Source organism: Pseudoalteromonas luteoviolacea NCIMB 1944, assembly GCF_001625565.1.
Lineage (GTDB): Bacteria > Pseudomonadota > Gammaproteobacteria > Enterobacterales > Alteromonadaceae > Pseudoalteromonas > Pseudoalteromonas luteoviolacea_F.
The window spans coordinates 60,586-76,879 of the sequence record NZ_AUXS01000032.1; the positions used below are offsets into that span (position 1 = coordinate 60,586).

The window sequence follows — 16,294 nt, forward strand, 5'->3', positions numbered from 1 at the left end:
TAGTACATGACCATCAGCCAGCTGGAGTTCAATCAATTGAACAGAGTGCTCGATGAACACACGGGTATTCGGTTGAACAATGCAAAGGCCGATATAATGGCTAGCCGCTTGAGCTCCCGGCTTAGAGCGACAAAATGCACCACACATAACCAGTACTACCAGCTAATTACCAGTCCTAACGGACACAAAGAACTTGATATATTTATCGACAAGCTGACCACTCACGAAACTTACTTCTTTCGTGAACAGTCTCAATTCGAGTTTATGTATGAATACTATAGAAACAGGCGTAGTCGCAACGTGCCTATCAGAGCTTGGAGTGCAGCCTCTTCGACCGGGGAAGAAGCATACTCAATAGCCATGGTGTTAGATGACTTATTCTACAATGGACGCTGGTCTGTAACAGGCACTGACATTTCTCCAACTTCTGTAGAAATGGCCAAAGAAGCGTGTTTTGCTATTTCAACCGCACAAAAAATTCCTAAAAAATATCGAAAAGCCTATTGTTTAAAGGGCATAGGACCAAATGAGGGAACGTTTACGCTCAATAAGGCAATTAAAAGCCACTGTACGTTCGATGTAGACAATTTGCTGCACTTACGAAAGGTAGACTACTCTTTTGATATTATCTTTTTACGCAACGTCTTAATTTATTTTGACGAAATTAAACAAAAAGCAATTATTGATAATATTGTGCATCGGCTTAATCATGGTGGTCTTTTGTTTTTAGGGCATTCGGAGTCATTGAGAAAAAAGCGCCCAGGACTGGAATTAATTCAACCCTGTATCTATAAAAAGGTTAGGTTATGATCAGCGTATTCATCGTTGACGATTCTGCGGTAATGCGGCAACTCGTTGGCGAAATCATACAGCATGATAGAGAATTAAAACTTATTGGTTCAGCACCTGACCCGATATTAGCTGAGCGAAAAATGAAAATGAATTGGCCAGACGTCATTTTGCTCGATGTTGAGATGCCAAAAATGGATGGCATCACTTTCTTAAAAAAAATCATGCAAGAAAAGCCGACCCCTATTATCATGTGCTCGGCACTCACGCAAAAACACACTGAAACCGCGATGGAAGCACTTGCCTCTGGTGCTGTCGATGTTATCGCCAAACCAAGTCAAGGCCTGTCAGATTTCCTTAATAATCAAGGTATCACGCAAATCATTGATGCGATCAAAGCGGCGGGTAAGGCGAAAGTCAAACCGCTGCGTTACTTAGCTGAAGAATCAGTACGCCATAATCACACCGTCGACGAAATGCTGCCGCCTACAGCACCAAATGAGCTTAAACCACCAATAACACCAGACAAAGTCATTGCGGTTGGCGCATCAACTGGAGGCACTGAGGCCCTCACGGGGTTTTTGTCTCTTTTGCCACCCAATACTCCCCCAATTGTCATAGTTCAGCATATGCCTAGCAAGTTCACCCATGCGTTTGCACAACGGCTCAACACGGTTACTCGCCATACTGTCGTTGAAGGTGAAAATGCCATGAGATTAAAAGCAGGTCACGTATACATAGCGCCCGGAGGTAAGCATATGTTGGTAAAACGTCAAGGTAGCGACTACTATTTAGAAGTACGAGATGGTCCCTTGGTAAGTAGGCATAGGCCTTCAGTGGATGTGTTGTTCAGATCAGTCGCACAGTCAGTCGGGCGAAACGCAATTGGCGTAATACTAACAGGTATGGGCGATGATGGTGCATCAGGCATGCTAGACATGAAAAGTGCCGGCGCAATAAATTTTGCCGAAAGTGAGGCGAGTTGTGTTGTGTTTGGTATGCCAAAAGAAGCCATCGCGCGAGGCGCCGTTGATAAAGTCTTTTCACTAAGCAATATCCCGTATCAAATTTTAAAAGTGTTAAGGTGCTAGCTATGCAAAAAAGCCTTTTAGAACTGCTAAATATCATCTACGTTGCTTACGAGCAAGACGGTACAATTACAGGCATCTCAGACAAAGCTAGCAATTTAATCGCACTAAAAGTAGGTGACAATATTGTTGACAGCCCTACCTTAAAATTTTTCGACGAAGACTTTAATGATTTAAAAAGCCAAGACGTATTATTTGAAACCTGTTTTGACCAGCTAGAACTCGGAGTGAGTGTAGACAACAGCAATGTGCACTGGGTTCGGTTTAGCTATACCAGAAAAAACTCTCTCACTTTTGTCAAAGTCGATTTAATAGAAGAGCTGGTTGCGATTCGGCGACTTAATAAACAACTGGCAATTCGCGACCCGCACACTGGCCTCTTATACAGAGAAGCTTTTGTAGCAAAAGTACAAGAGTTAGATACCGCTGGTGTAATGTGCTGTATTCGCATTTGCAACTATCAAAGGATCTCTGAGGTTTGGAACATTGGTGTCGCAAATCTTGTATTTATGGAAGTATTGTCACGCTTCCAAGGGGAATATGAACAAGGTGTATTTTCTAAACACTCGTCCGATTGTTTTTGTGTATTTGTTCCCAACTCCTCTTCCCTCAATATCGAAGCCTTATATAACCACCTAAATGAGCCATTTGAATTTAATGACAGTAGCTTTTATAGCAATGTCGCTTTGGGGTATTACAAAGAGACAAGTAAAGACGACCATGAATTAAGCCTCAACAAAGCTGAAATGGCAACTTTTGACGTCTTATCGGAAAAGCTGAGATTAGTTGAATTTCAAGAAGGGTTAGCTCGGCAAATCGAACGGCAAAATAAAATAGAGACTGCGCTAAGAGATGCTTTGCATAACGAAAAATCAAAAAATGCTTTTAATGTTGTGTTGCAGCCTTTGCACGATACCAAAACGGAATGTTTAATTGGCGCCGAATGCTTGATGAGGTGGACACTTGACGGCCAACCTGTCTCACCAGTTGAGTTTATTCCTATTGTGGAAAGCACAGGTGATATCAATAAGCTTACCATGTTTACACTTTCACAAATAAAGGAAGCCAAAGACAAGCTCAGACGAGAAGGCATTGATCCCAAAAATTACATGTTTGCTATCAATATCAGTGTCGTAGAGATATTAGATGTCAACTTTGAAAGTAAATTGCTTACCGCTTTATCAGAGTACAACATAGATCCGCGCTGCATCAAATTAGAACTTACCGAATCAGCCCTGATCGATAACTTTTCTTATGTAAACGAAGTCCTCATATCCTTACAGAGTAAAGGGTTACTTATTTCTATTGACGACTTTGGAACTGGGTTTTCTAGCCTGAGTTACTTGTGTAAGCTTCACTTTGATGAAATCAAAATTGACCGCTCGTTTGTGACCAATGTGGTCAAAGATGGAAAATTGCAATCCGTCTTTAACTCAATTGTATCTTTGGCAAAAAACCTAGATAAACCCCTCGTTGCAGAAGGTGTAGAGGACATGGAGCAAATGATTTACGCAAAAGCCAAAGGCGTCCAATATGTTCAGGGATACTATTATAGTAAACCCCTTCCAATAGACGCCTTTATCGAATATGTACTTGAAGACAAGTCGAGTTACTTACACTTTGAGAGCTAACTGTCGCGTTGCCTCAATTACCCACCGCCAAGCACACGTGCAGGCTGCACCTTAGTAGCCTGCCATGCGGGATATACACTCGAAATAACCGAAATTACGACCGTCGCCAAGAGTACAATTATGATATCCGCAAATTCCAATTTACTCGGTAAGAACTCAATAAAGTAAACCCCTTGCAATGGGTTACTCCCGTCTATTGAGGTCCAAAGAGCAAATAAATCTGACACGTTAAGCGCAATCACGGTGCCGACAATTAACCCAAAAAATGCGCCCACTAATGCATAACTTAGCCCTTGTACTGCAAAGGTCATAAAAATTGTTTTGTCTCTTGTGCCCATCGTTTTTAATATGGCAATGTCAGCTTGTTTTTCTTTAACTTCCATAACCATTGACGAAATAATATTAAAACTGGCTACTGCAATAATCAGAAAAACAACAAGATAGACAATGGTTCGCACCATTTGAATGTCTTGATATAAACTACCTTGTGTTCTAAACCAACTTTGTACATAAACCAAGTCCGGTAAAATTCTGCCTGCGTCCATTGCAATTTGGTGCGCATTGAAGACATCATCAACAGTTAGTCGCAAGCCCGTAACAACCATTGGTTCCAATGAAAGCGCCTGTTGAATCTTCGCAATGTTAACCAGAGCCAAATTTTTATCTACTTCCCCGCCCATTGCAATCAGACCCGCGACGTTAAAAGACACACGTTTAGGGGCGGCAAGCGCATTTTTTGCATGCTGATTTGCGATCAGTACAGTGACCTTATCCCCTAGGTTTACATCTAAATGAGCTGCAATCCCTTGCCCTAAGACAATTTCATCAGCTGCAAGGTCTTTTAAGTTTAATGGTTGAATGTATTCGTGGATGCTTGAAACTTTGACATGCCGACTAGGGTCAATTCCTTTTAACTGAGCTGCTTTTAATTGGCCTTTGAACTGTACCATACCGGTTAAATTTATTTCCGCCGTTGCAGCGACCACACCAGGTTGCGCTTCAAGCAGCTCCACTTTACTCGGCCAATCCGTAATTGGATCATAAGGCGCTTGATAACTCACATGTGGTACAACAGAAAGTAATCTTTCTTTGAGCTGCTGCTCAAACCCATTTATAACGGACAGAGCTACTATCAGTACAGTAACACCAAGAAACACACCTATTGTTGAAGCTTTACTGAGAAAGCCAATAAAGCCGCTTTGATGCTTGGACTCTCGCAGCCGTTTGCTCAAAAACAGACTAAGCATGCACACTCCTATCTGCTTTTTGGTAATCAACCAGCACACCGTCATCCAGCTGAACGACACGTCCTAACTTTTCAGCCAGCTCTAAATCATGAGTAACAATGACAAAGCTGGTATCGAATTCCTTATTGAGTTCATTCAGTAACTCGTAAATTTTAAGGGCATTATGTTTGTCTAAGTTACCAGTCGGTTCATCTGCAAGCACCAATGATGGCTTGGTTACGAGCGCTCTTGCTATTGCAACACGCTGTCTTTCTCCGCCAGAAAGCTCAGATGGCCGATGTTCAGCTCTGTGCCCAAGCCCCACTTTTTCAAGCATTTTTACAGCTTCATTTTTTGCTTCTTGCTTTGATTTACCCGCGATCAAAAGTGGCATAGCCACATTTTCTAGTGCGCTGAAGTCCATTAACAAATGATGAAATTGGTATATAAACCCCATATGACGATTACGAAAATCAGCTTGTTTTGCACGCGAAAGAGACTGAACATCTACACCTTTAATTTTTAGCGTGCCATCTGTCGCTGCATCCAATGTGCCCAGTATATGTAGCAGCGTGCTTTTGCCTGAACCTGAACTACCCACAATCGAAAGCGTTTCGCCTTGCTGCAAAGATAAATTGACCCCTTTTAGAACTGACACTTGATTGCCAGCTTCTTGATAGGACTTGTTGAGCGCTTGGCATTGGATCACTGGATCATTCATATCTTAAAACCTCTGCAGGCATCACTTTGGCTGCTTTTTTCGCAGGGTAAAGCGTTGCTAAAAAACTTAATAATAAACTGGTGAAAATAATAAAGGACAAACTCACAGTATCAAACTTAACAGGAAGAGCCATTCCCCCTAACAGGGATAGACCAATCAAATTCAGAACTTCATTGATGTTCGCAGCAAGTAACAGTCCTAAAATCGAACCTATCAAAGTGCCAACAACACCATTGTATAAACCCTGGATCATAAAGACTTGAGCAATTTTACTAGGTGTAAACCCAAGCGTTTGCAAAATCGCCACTTCCCCTTGCTTTTCACTTACCATCATGGATAACGCAGAAACGATGTTGAATACCGCGACAATGACGATCAATGCCAATAGTAAAGACATGACACGTTTTTCCATGGCGACGGCTGCAAATAATGCTCCTTGTTGGACTTGCCAATCTTGGTAGCTAAACTGAGACAATAATGCCTGATGATCAGCTTTAAAATCTGACACAGAAAATGCATCATTTAGGGTCAAACTCACATCGTATTCTCCAGGCTTTTTCTTCAGCATCTTCATTAAGCTATTGCCATCAGCAAAGGCTAAACTCGTATCGGCCTCACTACGTGAATTGTATATGGCTGCCACTGTAAATAGTCTTTGCTTGGGGACTCGGCCAAGAGGAGTGTAACTCGTAATATCAGGAAAAATAACCCGCACTTTACTGCCGAGCCTAACGTCCAGCTTATTTGCCAAAAAACGACTTAACGCAAGCTGATACCTAGCATCATGAAGCGACTTCACACTGCCTGATTCAATGTGAGGGCTTATCGCGGTTGGGTAACCATCAAACGAGCCTTGCAGCCGCACACCGACCAGCTCTTTATTGGTCTGTAAAATCACATCCGAAGTCACATAAGGAGAGACACGTTTAACACCTGAAAGCGATGCAAGTGCATCCAACTTTGTAGCTGGCTGGTTATGTTCTTTTGCCGATAACTGTATGTGCGGAATGAGATCTAACATGGCATTTTTTAGGCTTTGTTCGAAGCCGTTCATAACCGAATTAACAGTTATCAAAGACATTAATCCAAGGGCAATTCCCGCTATAGAGAAAAAAGAGATGAATGAAACAAATGCATTTCCCTTGGATGAGCGACTATATCTAAGCCCAACAAATAGGCTAACCGATTGAAACATATTAAAATTTAATTATTTAATTTCTTCTAATTTGGTAATGCTAACACAGATAAGATCTACTGGTCACACCTAGTTGTGTAAAAAATTTTTAATTATCCGCTACTTAATGTCTCAATTTGGTGTAAAATGCGTGAAATCTTGCGGTATGGAAGTTCTATGTTATCCCTAGACAGATTTAAGCATATGAATTTTAAGGGGGATTTGTTCGGTGGTGTGACCACTGCGATTATTTCTCTTCCCCTAGCCCTCGCCTTCGGGGTTGCTTCTGGTGCCGGTGCAGAAGCTGGAATGTGGGGCGCTATTCTCGTCGGTCTTTTTGCTGCCTTATTTGGTGGTTCTACCTCTTTGATTTCTGAGCCTACAGGTCCGATGACGGTTATTATGACCGCAGTTTTGACCACCATGATGGCACAGTATCCCGAAAACGGATTAGCAATGGGATTTACCGTTGTTATGATGGCCGGGGCATTTCAAATATTGCTCGGAACTTTAAAGTTAGGTAAATATGTTACCTTGATGCCATATAGTGTGATATCCGGATTTATGTCTGGTATTGGTGTCATACTCATTATATTGCAGTTAGCTCCTCTATTGGGCCATCAGGCGCCAGCCGGTGGTGTTTTGGGTACTCTCAGTGCCTTACCTGAACTCATATTAGACCTGCATTTTGCTGAGTTATTTTTAGGGATCCTTACATTAGGGATCTTGTTTTATCTGCCACAAAAGTACCGCCAATATGTCCCTGCACAATTGGTCGCACTTGTTGCAGTGACTCTAGTATCTATACTGCTATTTGATAAAGATAGCATTAGCCGCATAGGCGAAATTCCAAGTGGTTTACCTTCTATCGTATGGCCAACCTTCACCACCGAGCAGTTTACCTCCATGGTTATTGATGCTCTTGTACTTGGTACGTTAGGTTGTATAGATACGCTTTTAACTGCGGTTATCGGCGACAGTTTGACGCGAACAGAACACGACTCTGATAAAGAGTTACGAGGTCAAGGTATTGCAAATATGATCTCTGGCTTGTTTGGCGCATTACCAGGTGCCGGCGCGACTATGGGAACTGTGGTCAATATTCAAGTTGGAGCTCGCTCGCCACTGGCTGGCATCATTCGTGCCCTGATTTTGATGGCTGTGGTATTTGTCGCAGGCGGTTTGACTGAACCCATCCCGATGGCTGTACTTGCAGGCATTGCAGTATATGTTGGCTACAATATTCTGGATTGGAGTTTCATCCAACGTGCGCATAAACTAAGCCTTAGCCAAATGGTTATCATGTATGGCGTTATGTTATTGACTGTATTTGTCGATTTGATCGTCGCTGTGGGTTTAGGTGTTTTCATCTCTAATATCATGGTTATCGAACGATTGAGCCGTGTTCAAGAGCAGCATGTCAAAGCCATCAGCGACAGTGATACAGATGAAGATGTGCCGCTCAATAGCCATGAAAAGGCGCTACTAGAGCAAGCACAAGGCCAGCTATTATTTTTCTATTTGTCTGGGCCAATGATTTTCAGTGTGTCAAAGGCAATTGCACGCCAGCACAGATATATTAGTGAATACAAAACCATGGTTTTGGATTTAAGTGATGTAGCTATGCTTGATGTAACAGTAAGTTTGGCCATAGAAAATGCCATCACAGATGCAATTGATGCTAATGTTCAAGTATTCATCTATTCTCCTAACCAAGAGACCAGCGAAAAGCTGAATAAGATCAATATTCGCGAAAAACTTGGTAAGGATGCATTTTGTCACAGCCGTGAAGCTGCTTTAAATAAGGCATTAGAAGCAATGTCACTAGGAAATGACAACTAGTCTGACATTAAGCCTTCTGCTAAAAACTCAAGCAGCTCTCTGACCGAGGTAGGCAAGTAACGTCTGGGTGGATACACTGCCCAGACCCCTTCCGCCTCAGGCCTAAAAGTGTTCAATACTTCCACCAACTCACCCTTTTCAATTTCTTCACTTAAGTAATAATGGGGAAGCTGTGCCAAGCCCAAGCCTTGCTTGGCTGCATCGACAAGCGCCCAGCCACTGTTACAACGCAACCGCCCCTTGACGCTTACCTGGCGCTCTTTACCTTCATCAACAAAGCGCCAGACACTCGACTGTCCTACCAAACAAGCGTGGTTATCTAAATCAGTAATGCTTTTGATTGGTTTATTGTTATCTATATACGCCGGAGCACCACAAACTAGAGTTTGTCTATGCGTCAGTAACCGGGCTCTCATTGATGAGTCTTTCAAATTGCCCAAGCGTATCGCAAAATCAAAGCCTTGCTCAATTAAATCAAGCTGATTGTTATTGAGTTCCATATCAATTTGAATATTTGGATATAAAGACATAAATTGATTTACCAAAGGCATAATATACTGCTCGCCATACATCACGGGCGCTGTCATTTTAATTTTTCCAGCAGGTTGACTGTCTCTCTGTCTAAGGGCTGAAGTTGCATCATCTAAGACATGTTGCAGATGCTTGGCATGTGACAGAAAGACATTTCCTTCCGTTGTCAGTGATAACTTTCGCGTTGTGCGATTCAACAACTGGTAGCCCAAAGTACTTTCAAGTGCTTTTACTCTACGACTTACTTGCGCAACAGATGTATCTAATTGCTCTGCAGCTCCTGTGAATGATCCGCATACAGCAACGGCGACAAATTCATCTATACCTACCCATCTATCCATTATTACATATCCGTAAAAGTCTTTTATTATTTTCGAGATTATCAAATTTATAATAAAGGTTATACTTAAGCCTCTCTATAAAACAGGAAAACAAGAACATGACACAATTCATTAAATCCAAAGCCGCCATTGCTTGGGGACCAGGAAAACCACTCAGTATTGAGGAAGTGGACGTCATGATGCCCAAAGCTGGCGAAGTGCTGGTGAAAATTACTGCGACCGGTGTATGCCATACCGATGCCTTCACCCTTTCAGGTGAAGATCCAGAGGGTGTTTTCCCAGCAATTTTAGGCCATGAAGGTGCAGGTATTGTTGAAGCCGTTGGGGAAGGCGTTACCGGTGTTGAAATCGGCGACCATGTGATACCACTTTACACGCCAGAATGCGGTGAATGTAAATTCTGTACTTCAGGTAAAACCAACCTTTGTCAGAAAATCCGAGAAACCCAAGGTAAAGGTTTAATGCCAGACGGCACGACTAGATTCTACAAAGATGGTGAACCTATTTATCATTACATGGGGACATCTACTTTCTCTGAATACACGGTTTTACCAGAAATTTCATTAGCTAAAGTAAATAAAGAAGCACCGCTAGAAGAGATCTGCTTATTAGGTTGTGGTGTGACAACTGGTATGGGTGCGGTACTAAATACTGCTAAAGTTCAAAAAGGCGATACGGTTGCCATATTCGGCTTAGGCGGCATTGGTTTATCTGCGATCATTGGCGCAACCATGGCCGGAGCCAGCCGTATTATCGGGATCGATATAAACACCGACAAATTCGATTTAGCAACCAAGCTTGGCGCGACTGATTTAATCAACCCGAACGACTATGACAAACCAATTCAAGAAGTCATTGTAGAAATGACAGATGGTGGTGTCGACTTTTCTTTTGAGTGTATCGGTAATGTCAATGTAATGCGCAGTGCTCTTGAGTGTTGCCATAAAGGCTGGGGCGAATCGGTGATCATTGGCGTTGCAGGTGCGGGTCAAGAGATCTCAACACGTCCATTCCAACTTGTTACAGGTCGAGTCTGGCGTGGTTCTGCTTTTGGCGGTGTAAAAGGTCGCTCAGAGCTACCTGAAATTGTAGAGCGTTACATGGATGGTGAATTTAAGCTAAATGACTTTATTACCCACACGATGGCATTAGATGAAATTAACGAAGCTTTCGATCTGATGCACGAAGGTAAGAGCATTCGCTCGGTCATTCATTACTAATTGTGATTTCGCGCGGCAAGTCTACCACTTGCCGCAGATTTCCACTCGAATCTTTATTTATCTCTAAATAGCGTAAAATATATGGAATTAATCAGCGAAAACAAAGTGTTTGGCGGCGTGCATAAACGCTTCAAGCATCAGAGCTCCACTAACAATTGCGAGATGACCTTTGCTATTTTCTTACCAAAGTCAGTAAGTAACGACACTAAGCTCCCCGTTTTATATTGGCTTTCAGGGCTGACATGCACTGATGAAAACTTTATGCAAAAAGCCGGTGTATTCAAATATGCCAGCGAACATGGGCTTGTTATTGTCGCGCCGGATACTAGCCCTCGTGGTGAAGACGTTGTTGACGATGAAAATGGTAGTTACGACTTTGGGCTAGGCGCAGGTTTCTATTTAAATGCGACACAGGCACCTTACTCAACGCATTACAACATGTATGACTATGTGACAAATGAGCTGCCAAAACTCATTGAATCAAACTTCTTTGTCAGCACTAAAAAAGCAATCAGTGGTCACTCTATGGGCGGTCATGGTGCATTGACCATCGGCCTTAGAAATAGTCTCCAGTACGAGAGTATCTCGGCATTTGCTCCCATTTCAAACCCAATCGATTGTCCTTGGGGTGTCAAAGCATTTAGAGGTTATTTGGGAGATGATGAAGCCACTTGGGCACAATACGATGCAACAGCGTTATTGAGACAAAATACCATATCTAGACAAGTCCCAATCAAAATTGACCAAGGCGCTGATGATACTTTTTTAGTAGACCAGCTAAAACCTGAGGCACTGCTCAACGCAGCTAAAAATATCGGCTATGACATTGAGTATCAGTTGCACGGTGGCTACGACCACAGCTACTTTTTCATCAGTTCATTTATCGAACAACACATTGAGTTTCATGCCAAACACTTGCGTTGATCACCAGTACTCAACGCACAAAAAAAGGCGCTATTCCCTAGCGCCTTTGTTGCTTAACATTAATTCTATTTGCTGATATCAGCATACTGATTATTACCAGTTAGCTTAATCGCTTCTTCAAAACCAGGAATGCGCAGCTCGTTTTGGTCTAAGGTCAGTTGTGATTCATCCACCATGCCGTTACCAAAGCGATAAATCAGCTCATATTTACCTAAATCTGCGGCTTCTTTATATGCTTGCTGATTCTCAGAAGTTTGCGCTAGTTTTTGCTGATACACATTTATTGCATCTTCGCCATGACGCTTTGCCAGTAAACTATGCGTTACTTTTGGCGAAAACACGGTTGCTGTAGCATTGTTTCCACCAAAGCCTTTGGAGTTGATGAACGCAATGTCCATGTCGCCACAATCATAGTGGTAATTACGTATGTCTAAATGCTCATCATGGACATCGTCCGCAACTTTATCAATTGTCGTAATACCCGGCATAATATTATGGCTAAATACCCCCAAAGCCATTGCTAACTGGTCACCTGATGCCGGCGCAATTGTATGCCCAACATAGGCTTTTGGAGCCGCAAGCTTCCAGCCATTAATCGAAAATGCCTCTGCGACTTTATGGTAAATAGCTGACTCTGTAACGCGATTTTGCGGAGTACTTGAACCATGAGCCAAGATAAAGCTACGCTCTTTTAGCGATTCTTCACCTGCAATTTCCTGTGCTAATGCCACAGATTTTGCCATCGTAATATAATTACCTGGCCCTGGCGCTGTAATTGACTTTTTGACGCCATCAGCATTTACAAAAACATCTACGACTGAACCCATTACTTCAGCACCGAGTTCTAAGGCAAGTTTGTCATCCATCAAAATTGCAACCTGTGCACCTTCACCAATAGTGAAACCACAGTTTTCACCAAATGGGCGACTCGTTCTGCGATGATCAACTTGCTCTGTATTGTCCAGCTTTTTCAAACCTTCTTCATTTGCAAGCGCGCCCATATTACCAAAGCCTTCAATCACTTCTGGTGTAAGCGCACATTCAACACTGGCCACAACCGCTACACGTGTACGGCCTGTTTGAATGTCATTAACAGCCGCGCGTAAATTGTAAAGGAAAGTGGCACACGCCCCTGCTGTCGAGAATGTTGTACCTACGCTTCCTGTTACATACGCATTGATAAAGTCAGTTGACATAGTATTTAATCCTAATGCCAACTGCTTAGTACTTACACGCTCACCTTTCAGTCGACTTCTTACCAGCCCGCCAAGACCTTCATTATCCATCTGTCCCGCAACGGACGCTGAGTAAGTGCCTATTTCATCAGGCTTAACACGAGACATAACACTGTCCCAATCAAGGCCTGTTGATTTTATCGCATCAGTTGCGGCAAATATCGTGGCTTGTAATCCACGTGGTTGGTAACGGCTGTTGTACATCTTTGCAGGTTCAAAGCCTGTAGGTAACTGGCCAGCAGCTTTAATTGGGTTGTCTCTGAAGCTGTCGTGTTTAACTTCTAATTGCTCAGGAACGTGGACGTTAACCGTTTTTGCATCTACCTCTTCGACCAACCAGCTACTTGGCACAGGTGTAGGCAAGTCTTTTTTACGACAGGTAAAGCGGATCCCCTGCTCTGTATTAGCCGTAATCGTTAGCTTCTGCTGCCAATGCGTTGCGTCTACATCAAAGTGGTTCTTTTCTATTCTTCGAATTAAAGTACCAGCTATTACTTGCTCACCAACTTTGGCTTCAACTTCTGACTTACTGATGACATCGCCATTGTGGGTGACAAGACTGTCTCCTTCCACTGACACTAAGTTCATCAAAGTCGCCAGACCTAAAAAAGTATCTGCTCTTGCGTCATTATCTAATTTATCTAGCACAATTCTGCGATACGCTTGGTGAAAAGATGTTCTACCTGCGGCATTAATACCACCCATACCGACAATAATAGGTAATGCTGTCATACTTAACTCTTTAATACATATTTGTTGCAATAATTCTAGAATGAAGTAGATAATATAACTTTACACAATTCGCCACTGAATTGACTTTTTTCGCCAACCTAACCAGATCCGATGAGTTTTATGGAAATAATAAAAATAGCCATCACTTTATATGAGCAATTATTGATCACCAGCGTTACGCTGCCTATTGAAATGCTCAAAGCTGGTGAAGCTTATGCAAAGCGGCATAAGGGTCAAAACTTTAAACCCCTCGCCATAGAATGCTTAAGTGAAGATGGAAATCATATAACAACGAATGTTGGTATCAATATGGCTGTACAATCTGACTTTCAGTCTTTAACTAGCTACGACTATATTATTGTGCCTAGTATTTGGAGAAACCCGAGGCCCGTTGTTCGGCACAACCCCCAACTAGCCACAAATTTGGCCTTTGCGTGGGAGCGAGGCGCAACTGTTATTGGCGTGGGCACAGGGGTGTGCTTTTTGGCCGAGTCAGGTATGTTAAATGGTCACTCAGCAACGACACATTGGCACTATGCTAAGCAATTTATGAAAAGCTACCCTGCTGTTGAACTCAAACCCGACTACTTCATAACCCAGTCTGATAGGTTGTACACTGTAGCCAGTCTCAACGCCTTGGCGGATGTTGTGGTTCATTTGATCGGTCAGTTTTATGGCAAAGACGCAGCAAATCACGTGCAACAAAATTTTTCCCATGAGATCAGAAAGCCCTACGAAGAGCAACGTTATTTAGAGGGTGCTGTCGATCGGCACAGTGACGAACAAATTGCCGCTATCCAGTTTTGGCTAAAGAACAATGCGAGCTCCGCCTTATCACTGGCAGAAGTTGCGCAGCAATTTGGTATAAGTTATCGAAGCTTCAACCGCCGATTTAAAGCTGCCACAGGTAAAACGGCCATTGCATATTTGCAAGAAGTTAGACTCCAACAGGCATGCGAGCTATTGGCCTCGAGTAACTTAAGCATTCAGGAAGTTGCCTTGACGGTTGGCTTTAGCTCACAGAGCCAGCTATCTAGGGCTTTTAAAGAGCAAATGAACCAAACACCGAGCGCTTATCGAAAAATTGTCAGAAAAAAGCTATTTTCTTAGCGCAACTCGAGACCAAGTTACATTGTGTTTATTTGGCATCTTGCTGGGCTGATCTTCTACATGGAACACAACTTCGAGCCCACACTCCTTCGCATACTTGAATAGTTCATTGCAACTGGTTGGAAAGATATGGGTGCCTTTTCCTGCCGGACCATTTCTCAAAGAAATAGCGCAAACGCCGCCAGGAGACAACAAATTAGACAATCTATCGATACAGCGCTTTCTTTGCGAATAATTTAAATGATGCCAAACGCCATCCATCAGAATAAAGTCAAATAGCACATCACGGGGTGTCAGCAGCTTCAAATCAGGTAAACTATCTTGCTGCCAGTTAATTTCTAACTCTGGAAACTGCAACTTAGCTGCTTCTAGAAAGGCGCCTAAGGGCTCTACAGCAACAACATCGTAGCCCATTTTAAACAGTGCCGCAGAGTTCTGTCCTACGCCGCACCCAGCATCGAGTACTCGTGCTGGTGCACCTGGTAAGAAAGGTAAAAACTCTTTGTTTATATACTCAAACTCAAGTGCGAAACTCACCTTTGCAAAGGTCAAAACATCTCTTTCATACCCTATTGTACCTGCAACCATGGTGTTAGCTCCTTATTCAACTATAGTGATGACGTATACAATGATGTGACGATATCACAGCGAAACTCAGTATCCCGCCCCGTTCGGAAAAAGTACTTCTTCAGTCACGGGCGCTTCGACAACCAGCGTCAAAACTAGATTTTTGAACGATAAAATGCCAGTACATGCGTAAAACTCTTCATTACTCAAGTCGCAAATTGCTTATCAACTATTGCAACGACATCTAACAACGATTCAACTTTGTTTGCGCTTAGCTTGCCTTTCTTTAATACAAAAATAAAAACTATAAACAATACCCATCAGGCAAAGCGAAGCAATCAAAGCCGCAGGAATGAAAATAAGTAACATACTCGCCTTATAGCCAACAACAGCAAGTACGCAGCAGATAACACCAACTATCAACTCGATTGAAATCAGCTCCCAATCCACTGTATGGGTTCTTTTTATTGTTTTTGCCGCATAGTGATTGACTTTAAAACCCATTGAAAAAACTTCCATTAAAATGCTCATCATGGTGATGATTGTACCATATCAATCGTGAACTTAAGTTCGGCATATTAGAGGTTGCTTAACAATAAATGAAATCTGCTTTGACGTATAAAATCGACTATATAATCTCGTCGATATAAAAAAACTGTTTTGAGCCATTAAAATCGAACTCAACTTCATCGTCTAGCTGCTTACCCTTCAATACTTGCCCTAATGGAGATTGCAAGGTAAGTACTAATATCTGCGTGTTCGAGATTGTGACTTTAAGACCACCTTCGGTCGGCCCGATAAAATACCAATATAAATCACCTTCCTCGTCACTAAGCTTAACCAGTGCCCCCTCTACCACAGAGCTGATTTTGTCGGTCTTAAACACTGACTCAAATGCATTGATTGCAAAATGTGCCTGCTCAACACGTTCGCTTTGCCCTTCTGCCAAATAACCCGACTCAATGCTCAATGAGTCATACTGTGTTTCAGCAGCACTTTGCTCATGAATCGCATCCATTCGTGCACTATCAGCTGCGGCTTGGGCTTCATACAATTTTTTTTCTAAAGCAAGCCTCAACGTTTCTACAACAACGACTTTTTTCACTCTACAACCACCAAATAAAAAAGGGCCATTGTGGCCCTTTATTTTGTTCATTCAAAAC

General features: G+C 42.5%; 15 protein-coding genes. 7 read left to right on the plus strand and 8 right to left on the minus strand.

Annotated elements, in window-relative coordinates; translation table 11 throughout:
* The first annotated feature begins 6 nt into the window (after positions 1-6).
* Genes N483_RS11725 through N483_RS11735 form a run of 3 tightly spaced genes read left to right on the plus strand, consistent with a single transcriptional unit; the run spans position 7 to position 3,508 of the window.
* Complete coding sequence (locus N483_RS11725; RefSeq protein ID WP_023401662.1) at positions 7-810, plus strand: CheR family methyltransferase; 804 nt, start codon at positions 7-9, stop codon at positions 808-810.
* Complete coding sequence (locus tag N483_RS11730) at positions 807-1,880, plus strand: protein-glutamate methylesterase/protein-glutamine glutaminase (protein ID WP_023401661.1); 1,074 nt, start codon at positions 807-809, stop codon at positions 1,878-1,880. The genes N483_RS11725 and N483_RS11730 overlap by 4 nt, the downstream gene beginning before the upstream one ends.
* 2 nt (positions 1,881-1,882) lie before the next feature.
* Positions 1,883-3,508 carry a bifunctional diguanylate cyclase/phosphodiesterase gene (locus N483_RS11735; RefSeq protein ID WP_023401660.1) on the plus strand — a complete coding sequence of 542 codons (1,626 nt, stop codon included), beginning with the start codon at positions 1,883-1,885 and terminating at the stop codon, positions 3,506-3,508.
* Between the two features lie 17 nt (positions 3,509-3,525).
* On the opposite strand, the gene N483_RS11740 is transcribed toward N483_RS11735, so the two are convergent.
* From N483_RS11740 to N483_RS11750, 3 genes are read right to left on the minus strand one after another with little or no spacing between them, the layout of a single operon-like run.
* Positions 3,526-4,755: a lipoprotein-releasing ABC transporter permease subunit gene (locus N483_RS11740; protein WP_023401659.1), complete on the minus strand. Its 1,230-nt coding sequence runs from the start codon at positions 4,753-4,755 to the stop codon at positions 3,526-3,528.
* Complete coding sequence (lolD, locus tag N483_RS11745) at positions 4,748-5,455, minus strand: lipoprotein-releasing ABC transporter ATP-binding protein LolD (RefSeq protein WP_023401658.1); 708 nt, start codon at positions 5,453-5,455, stop codon at positions 4,748-4,750. The genes N483_RS11740 and lolD overlap by 8 nt, the downstream gene beginning before the upstream one ends.
* Entirely contained in the window at positions 5,448-6,650 is a 1,203-nt protein-coding gene (locus N483_RS11750; RefSeq protein ID WP_023401657.1) for a lipoprotein-releasing ABC transporter permease subunit, read from the minus strand. Before N483_RS11750 ends, lolD begins: the two co-directional genes overlap by 8 nt.
* 156 nt (positions 6,651-6,806) lie before the next feature.
* Between N483_RS11750 and N483_RS11755 the strand changes: the two genes are divergently transcribed.
* Complete coding sequence (locus N483_RS11755) at positions 6,807-8,471, plus strand: SulP family inorganic anion transporter (protein WP_023401656.1); 1,665 nt, start codon at positions 6,807-6,809, stop codon at positions 8,469-8,471.
* Here N483_RS11755 and N483_RS11760 read toward each other — a convergent pair.
* Complete coding sequence (locus N483_RS11760; RefSeq protein WP_023401655.1) at positions 8,468-9,343, minus strand: LysR family transcriptional regulator; 876 nt, start codon at positions 9,341-9,343, stop codon at positions 8,468-8,470. The genes N483_RS11755 and N483_RS11760 overlap by 4 nt on opposite strands.
* Positions 9,344-9,441: 98 nt before the next feature.
* On the opposite strand from N483_RS11760, the gene N483_RS11765 reads away from it, so the two are divergent.
* Positions 9,442-10,563 carry an S-(hydroxymethyl)glutathione dehydrogenase/class III alcohol dehydrogenase gene (locus N483_RS11765; protein ID WP_023401654.1) on the plus strand — a complete coding sequence of 374 codons (1,122 nt, stop codon included), beginning with the start codon at positions 9,442-9,444 and terminating at the stop codon, positions 10,561-10,563.
* Between the two features lie 81 nt (positions 10,564-10,644).
* On the plus strand, positions 10,645-11,487 hold the full coding sequence (gene fghA / locus N483_RS11770; protein WP_023401653.1) for an S-formylglutathione hydrolase: 843 nt from the start codon (positions 10,645-10,647) through the stop codon (positions 11,485-11,487).
* 65 nt (positions 11,488-11,552) lie between these two features.
* Here the strand turns inward: fghA and N483_RS11775 are convergent, their stop codons facing one another.
* On the minus strand, positions 11,553-13,454 hold the full coding sequence (locus N483_RS11775) for a beta-ketoacyl synthase (protein WP_023401652.1): 1,902 nt from the start codon (positions 13,452-13,454) through the stop codon (positions 11,553-11,555).
* Between the two features lie 120 nt (positions 13,455-13,574).
* Here N483_RS11775 and N483_RS11780 point away from each other — a divergent pair, with 120 nt between their 5' ends.
* Complete coding sequence (locus tag N483_RS11780; protein ID WP_023401651.1) at positions 13,575-14,564, plus strand: GlxA family transcriptional regulator; 990 nt, start codon at positions 13,575-13,577, stop codon at positions 14,562-14,564.
* Here the strand turns inward: N483_RS11780 and N483_RS11785 are convergent.
* The 3 genes from N483_RS11785 to N483_RS11795 all read right to left on the minus strand — a co-directional run bounded on the left by N483_RS11785 (position 14,553) and on the right by N483_RS11795 (position 16,287).
* Complete coding sequence (locus tag N483_RS11785) at positions 14,553-15,152, minus strand: class I SAM-dependent methyltransferase (protein WP_023401650.1); 600 nt, start codon at positions 15,150-15,152, stop codon at positions 14,553-14,555. The genes N483_RS11780 and N483_RS11785 overlap by 12 nt on opposite strands.
* Positions 15,153-15,386: 234 nt before the next feature.
* Positions 15,387-15,650 (minus strand): hypothetical protein, encoded by a 264-nt coding sequence (locus N483_RS11790; RefSeq protein ID WP_023401649.1) that lies wholly within the window; start codon positions 15,648-15,650, stop codon positions 15,387-15,389.
* Positions 15,651-15,759: 109 nt separating this feature from the next.
* On the minus strand, positions 15,760-16,287 hold the full coding sequence (locus N483_RS11795; protein WP_231105448.1) for a GreA/GreB family elongation factor: 528 nt from the start codon (positions 16,285-16,287) through the stop codon (positions 15,760-15,762).
* Positions 16,288-16,294: the final 7 nt, after the last annotated feature.